The sequence below is a fragment of the Luteimonas sp. A501 genome, assembly GCF_054052085.1.
Genome location: NZ_JBSVRI010000031.1, coordinates 1 through 1,289, shown reverse-complemented (window position 1 = coordinate 1,289; position 1,289 = coordinate 1). Strand labels below are relative to the sequence as shown.

General features: G+C 59.0%; 1 protein-coding gene. It reads left to right on the top strand.

Annotated elements, in window-relative coordinates; translation table 11 throughout:
• Positions 1-145 precede the first annotated feature (145 nt).
• A complete protein-coding gene (locus ACW7G5_RS14765; RefSeq protein WP_457005772.1) occupies positions 146-628 on the top strand; it encodes a hypothetical protein in 483 nt (160 codons plus the stop codon).
• Positions 629-1,289 lie beyond the last annotated feature (661 nt).

Sequence of the window (1,289 nt, the reverse complement as noted above, 5' to 3'; positions counted from 1 at the left end):
GCTCCAAGGGGTCGGGTGATGATCTCGAGGGAATTGACGACTAATGGGTAGCAAGCACGAGCTGCCGCCTAACAATTCATTCAAGCCGACGCCGCTTCGCGGCGCGGCTTAATTCAGGCGTTAGGCCGCAGGGGGAGAGTCAGCGGTGCCTCAGTATCGAGTAACAAAGTACAACCCAGCTCACCGCGACGCAGGTGGTAGATACAGCCGTGATGAGTGGTGCTCGGTCCATGACGTCGGGCGAGCCTTCGATGGTGTTCCGCTCACGGAAACTGAGTACCTGAGGGTAGAGAGCGCATACATCACCGCTGCGTTGGAGTTCCTTCGCGAGTCCAAGGTGGCAACTCTTGCGGTTCATGGACTGGAGAACCACGGTGAGGCTATGTTGTCGTTCGACGAGGGCACTCACCTCTCACTTGAACAAGTTGGAGCTACGCTTGGACGCCTGTTGCAAGAGGAGTTCTGGTGCAAGCTTGAGGGGCCAAACTCCTTCATCCACGTCGGCTACGACTACTACATGTATCTTGGTGTGCCAACCACTTGCCCCAACGCGGTGGAGTTGGCCGTCAGCCTCGGTCTGTTTGTAGAGCCGTTCCAATCGCCCTACAGCACTGGGGCAGCGGCCTAACAATGCGTTCAAGCCGACACCGCTTCGTTACGCAAACCACATAGCAGGTACAGCTTGCCATGTGGTTTGCTCCACTACGCGGCGCAGCTTAACTTAGGTGTTAGGCCTTGTTTCCCGCACTGTTGTTGCCGGGTTCCAGGCGATCTGTAGCGCCTCGCTTATCCGCAGCGTTTGCACCTCGCACGCGCGGTGCAGGCATCGGCAATCAGCCCTGCAGCAGCTCGGCTTCGGACAGGCGCGACTCTCCGCAAGATCTGACCGGCCGAGTCGGCTTCGGACAGGGTGCAGTGAGAGTTCTTGGCCGCGCGAGTCGCGTGTTCTGTCTTTGGCCCTGGCAAATGCCAGCCTCAGGCCGCTCGGCCAGACTTGTTGTAGTGTTCGGCTCAGGGGTTGGGCTGTCGCAAGGTCGGGCGCAAGCTGGGCGTGCGGCGGCCTAACAAGTCGTTCAAGCCGAAGCCGCTTCGTTACGCAAAACACATGGCAGGTAAAGCTTGCCATGTGCTTCGCTCCACTACGCGTCTCGGCTTAACTCTGGCGTTAGGCACCTAGTGGAGTCGCATGGCCAGATCCATCGCAGCTACTGTGATCTGCTTGATAGCGCTCTTGTGGTCAGGGGCGTTCCTGATGTCAGCGGTCGCGCATGGCAGCGCGCTTGTATGGC